The organism is Marinobacter sp. AC-23 (assembly GCF_001858325.1).
Lineage (GTDB): Bacteria > Pseudomonadota > Gammaproteobacteria > Pseudomonadales > Oleiphilaceae > Marinobacter.
On record NZ_MBPP01000079.1, the window covers coordinates 1 to 4995 of the forward strand.

The following is a 4995-nucleotide window of genomic DNA, read 5'->3' on the forward strand; positions in this document are numbered from 1 at the left end:
GCCTCGGATGTGTAGCTCCCCTCACCCCTTGCGGGAGAGGGGCCGGGGCGGTCCGACGTATCGGAGAGGGGCAAAAAACGGCGGCCTGCAACGGCCAACACCCTTTTTAAATATAAGGAATCAAAGACTCCCCATACAAATGCAAATCCTCCAAAACCTGCTGCTTCTGCGGCGTCAGTTCAGGGTCGCTGGCGAGCCGTTGTAGTTCCAGGCCAAACGCTTCAAGCGACAACCAGCCTTTCTTTGGGGCCATCAAACGCTGGGTGCGAAACTCTTCCCAACGCTCTGCTTCCTCACTGGTTAGCGAGTCCGGGTAATTCCGCGCGCGGTAGCGGAAAAGCAGTTCCTGCAAGCGCTCATCTTTAAAGTTGAAGGTTTCTTCCACCAGCGATTCTGGCGGTGTTTGTAGCACGCGGTTGAGTTCACTGCGATCAGCCGGGGAGATAAAGCCGCCTGCATAAAGTTGCTCGTCGGGGTCTGTTAAATCGCCTTCGTGTGGCTGCCCGAACGCTTCTGCTACTCTTTCCGCCAATCCCGGGGCTTTTCTTAGCAATGCGAGGTTGGCGCGAAGGGTGGCGCCATCCAGTGCCAGCTCTTCCAGGCGTTCAGCCGAAAGCGTGGAGAGCATGTTCGCAGGCGCCAACACCGGGCACTTGTTCAGCTGCACGCCCTTCAGTGGGAATCGGGTTTTCTCGCCTAGCTGCGCCTGGGAGGTAAATACCCGTTCGCGAATCTGCTCGGGTGTGGCGTTAATCAGTTCGCTTGGGTCTTCCCGCAAATCGTAAACAATCACCAGGTTTTTGTTACTGGGGTGGTCTGCAACCGGCGCAACCATGGCGCAGCACCCGCGGGTGGCCGGGTATTTGGCGGAGATGTGGAATACCGGCTTCATAGCCCCTGTATCCAGCATGGCGCGGGCGGAATGCTTGTCCTTATTGTTCAGAACAAAATCAAACAGCTTCGGCTGCTTTTCCCGGATCAGTTTGGCAACGGCCAAGGTGGCCTCAACATCCGACATGGCATCGTGGGCAGCTTCGTGTGCAATTCCGTTGGCGGTGGTGAGCGCTTCCAGTTTGAAGCTGGGGCTGCCGTCTTCCTTGCGCGGCCAGTTGATGCCTTCTGGCCGAAGTGCGTAGGTCAGCCGCACCATATCGATAATGTCCCAGCGGGAATTACCGTTCTGCCACTCCCGGGCGTAAGGGTCTTGCAGGTTGCGGTAGAGGGTATGGCGAGTTACTTCATCGTCAAAGCGCAGGCTGTTATACCCTACCACGCAGGTACCCGGCTGGCTGAAGGCCTCGTTAATCTGGGCGATAAACTCCGTTTCCCGGTAGCTTCTTCCATGGCTTTTTGAGGTGTAATGCCGGTAATCAGGCAGGCCTGCGGTGATGGCAGGTAATCATCGGTGGGTTTGCAGAAAATAACCAACGGATCTTCAATAATATTAAGATCCGCATCGGTTCGAACACCGGCAAACTGAGAGGGCCGGTCGTGAACCGGATCAACACCAAATGTTTCGTAGTCATGCCAGTAAAAAGAGCGGATCAAAAGAAGACTCCTACAGTTCCAGTCAAATAGGGAGCCCAGAGTTTAGCAAATTCAAGCAGCACTTTGCCGAGCATCGCTCCTCAGCATGGCTTCAATGCTGAGGTGATAATCTAAAAAATCCCACTCGATACCAGTGCCGTCACAAATGAAGCGATACTGTCGGATTTCAGAGATTGAGGCTTTCTCAAGCTCTGCATACCAATGAATAGGCGTGGAGATCACCCTCCCATCTTGCAGCTCTACATGCAGGTGACGGTCATCAACATGAACGGACTTACCTTTGAAACCAGGCATTCCACCTCTCCAAAAATTCGGACTGATTGCTTTTAATGATCCCAAGACACTGTCTCAATTCCTGATTTTTGAAAGTGCTATAGTTCACTGAAAGCGTTACTAGCTCAATCTTAGCCCATCGCTCACCTTTAAGTACATGCACATGGGCCGGTGGGTGATCATTCGCATAAAAGAAGAATTTGAATCCATTCAAATACAGAAGCGTTGGCACGCACGGCTCCTTGTGCTTTGCGCCTGAAAGGTGAAATTTCGGAAGGCATCACCGAAAAATCAAAAGAGATTGGTGCCCATATCGACTTGGTGTGTGCGTAACCGATCCACACCACCGCTTACAAAGTTTTCAAGGTCAACGGTCATATCGGTAGGCAGATTAATGAATACGCCTTTACCAACGCTAATGGCGCTGGTGCCGTCCAGACTTTGCCAATCCATACCCTCGCGCTGGAAGCCAATGAAAAAACCATCGGTGAATCCGTTATTCTCGCCACCAACGTTGATAGAACGCAGGTCTGTTAACGGCGCGCAGTTTGTCCCCTGAATACAACTGCCAGGCGATATGCCAATGTGCGAGGCGCGTTTGTTGGTTTCCACTCCGCTGCCATCCATTAGCACAGCGTCATACTGTGCTCCGGTATTGTCCTCAAATTTAAGGCCAATATCGCCACTAAAACTCGTGGTATGGGATGAAACCGACCCACGGGCCTGCTCAAAGCCCATGCGAAAACCAGCCAGCCCGGCGCCATCTTCAGCCAGTTCTATGTATGGTTTCCGCGCCTCGAAGGGAATAACCTCACCCTCGTTATAAGTAACGCCGTTAAACTGCTCACCGTCAACACGGGCAATATGGCCCAAGGCCACATGCTGGGCAGAAAAATCCGTACCGCCATCAATCTGGCCAGCTTGCACATCATCAATATTTACCCGCGTTTCCACATCCATGCCCAGTGTCATGCGGGTATATTCGTAAGTTAAATTTGCGCCGGTAATGTTCTCAACCTGCATAAACGCCTGCCCTGTCACATCTCCCATAACCGATTCAGAAATGGGTTCCAATTCAGCTTGGGCAACAGGCACCATACCCAGGCAGAACGTAATGAGCGTGGCGTATCCATACGCGTGATGTCTCATAACAAAGTCTCACTTAATTTTATGTTCGATGACCCCACTATAGTGGAGGCAGCCTAGGTTATAGAGTGAACTTAGTCACAAACGCGAATAACAAACTGTTACAATCAGTTCGTTTTTAAGCCATTCCATCAGGTGTCGTTTTAGTGTACATATATTGGCGTACTGCTATAATTGATAGAACTTTTGCCACCCCCCTCTGGCCGCAATCATGATCACCCGCATACTCATTTGCGACGATTCCGCACTTGCCAGAAAGCAGATGGCCCGCGCCCTGCCCACCGGGCTGGCCGATACCATTTTGTTTGCCAACAACGGTGTGGAAGCACTTGAGAAGCTGCGCGCAGGCGAAGCCGACCTGATGTTCTTGGACCTGAACATGCCCGAAATGGACGGCTACGAGGTTCTGGAACACGTACGCGCCGAAGACCTTTCCATCATGACCATTGTGGTTTCCGGCGACATACAGCCAGAAGCCCGGGAACGGGTGCGCAAGCTTGGTGCCATCGATTTCATTAAAAAGCCCACAGACCTGGGAGTGGTGCTCAGCCTCCTTGCCGATTACGGTTTTTATCGCCCAGGCGAACTGGAAAACGCAGCTCTGAACGATGGCGCCCTCAACCCTGGCGACGAATCCCAAGCGCTGGAAATCTCCGTTTCACTGAACGACTACCTCCAGGAAATCTCCAACGTTGCAATGGGGCGCTCGTCAGACCTGCTTGCACGGCTGTTACGGGTATTTGTTAAGCAACCCATCCCGAAAGTCGCCTTCATTGCCAATTCCGAACTTCACATGGCCATTTCCGCCGTCCACGACAGTGATACCTACTCCGCTGTGTGCCAAGGCTTCACCGGCGCGGGCATTGCCGGCGAGGCATTACTGCTGTTTGCAGACGCCAGCTTTCGGGAAATGGCCGAATTGCTCCACTACGAAACCCTCGAGGGCGAATCCGTAAACGTGGAGGTGCTGATGGACATGTCCAGCATTCTATTCGGGGCTTTCCTTAAGGGCATTGGCGATCAGTTGGATCTCAAACTCAGCTTGGTCATCCAACCGTTCTAGGCCAACATCGGCAGATCACAGATTTGCTAGAGCACCAGAACTCCCGAAAAGAGCAACTCCTGTGCATCGAAATCAGTTACGCCCTGGAGGAGCGGAATATACAGTGCGACATGCTGGTGCTGCTCACGGAAGATTCCGTGCCCTTCCTTGAACAACGTCTTCAATACCTGGTGGAATAAACCATGGCCATAAACGAACTTGAAGCCCAGTCCTTCCACTGGCTGGTGGATATGCTTGAATCCGTTGAGGTAGGCCTGGTGGTGCTGGATCTGGACTTTCGGGTGCAGGCCTGGAATGGGTTTATGGAAAACCACAGCGGCATTACGGCTAGCAAAATCCGCAATCGGGTAATTTTTGAGCTGTTCCCTGACATTCCAAAAGCCTGGCTGTCCCGCAAGGTAGATGCCGTGGCCCTGCTGAACACTCGGGCCTTCACCTCCTGGGAGCAACGGCCCTACCTGTTTCAGTTTCGCAATACGCGCCCTATTACCGGAACAGAAGATTACATGTACCAAAACCTCACCATTAGCCCGCTTTCCGGTAGCACCGGGCAAGTGGAGAAGGTGTGCCTTATGGTGTACGACGTAACCGATATCGCCACCGGCAAGCGGGCCCTGGAGCGGGCGAACGAACAGCTCGCCAAACTCAGCATGACAGATCGGCTAACCGGCCTTCTGAATCGCGGCACATGGGAAAACCTGGTGGATGCGGAGTTTGAACGTTTCCGCCGCTATGGTCAGGCAACCAGCCTAGTGTGTCGTTCGGTTAATTCGCTCATTTATTGTTGATTAAACTCAGCTTTGCTTTCGCCACCGATGTCATAATGGACTCGGCACTTTTATGCCATCGGAACGGCTTTGCCAGTTTTTCGTTGTGAACCTTGATGAACTTTTTAATCGCAGACTTTAATTCGCCGACACTGGTGAAAATGCCTCGATAAAGAGCCCGTCGCTCCAGTTGGCTAA

General features: G+C 52.6%; 3 protein-coding genes and 4 pseudogenes. 2 read left to right on the forward strand and 5 right to left on the reverse strand.

Annotated elements, in window-relative coordinates:
- Positions 1-106: 106 nt before the first annotated feature.
- From sbcB to BCA33_RS18895, 4 genes and pseudogenes are all read right to left on the reverse strand, one after another.
- A pseudogene (sbcB, locus tag BCA33_RS18880) lies at positions 107-1548 on the reverse strand (exodeoxyribonuclease I).
- 51 nt (positions 1549-1599) lie between these two features.
- The gene (locus BCA33_RS18885) at positions 1600-1842 is read right to left on the reverse strand and encodes a DUF2442 domain-containing protein (RefSeq protein ID WP_071268274.1); all 243 of its coding nucleotides are present in this window, start codon (positions 1840-1842) and stop codon (positions 1600-1602) included.
- Positions 1823-2053 (reverse strand): DUF4160 domain-containing protein, encoded by a 231-nt coding sequence (locus BCA33_RS18890; RefSeq protein WP_071268276.1) that lies wholly within the window; start codon positions 2051-2053, stop codon positions 1823-1825. The genes BCA33_RS18885 and BCA33_RS18890 overlap by 20 nt, the downstream gene beginning before the upstream one ends.
- A gap of 59 nt (positions 2054-2112) precedes the next feature.
- Entirely contained in the window at positions 2113-2970 is an 858-nt protein-coding gene (locus BCA33_RS18895; RefSeq protein ID WP_071268278.1) for a hypothetical protein, read from the reverse strand.
- 208 nt (positions 2971-3178) lie between these two features.
- On the opposite strand from BCA33_RS18895, the pseudogene BCA33_RS18900 reads away from it, so the two are divergent.
- Positions 3179-4209: pseudogene (locus BCA33_RS18900) on the forward strand (response regulator).
- Positions 4210-4212: 3 nt separating this feature from the next.
- A pseudogene (locus BCA33_RS18905) lies at positions 4213-4785 on the forward strand (PAS domain-containing protein); the annotation flags it as partial.
- Between the two features lie 19 nt (positions 4786-4804).
- On the opposite strand, the pseudogene BCA33_RS20940 reads toward BCA33_RS18905, so the two are convergent.
- Positions 4805-4995: pseudogene (locus tag BCA33_RS20940) on the reverse strand (IS630 family transposase); the annotation flags it as partial.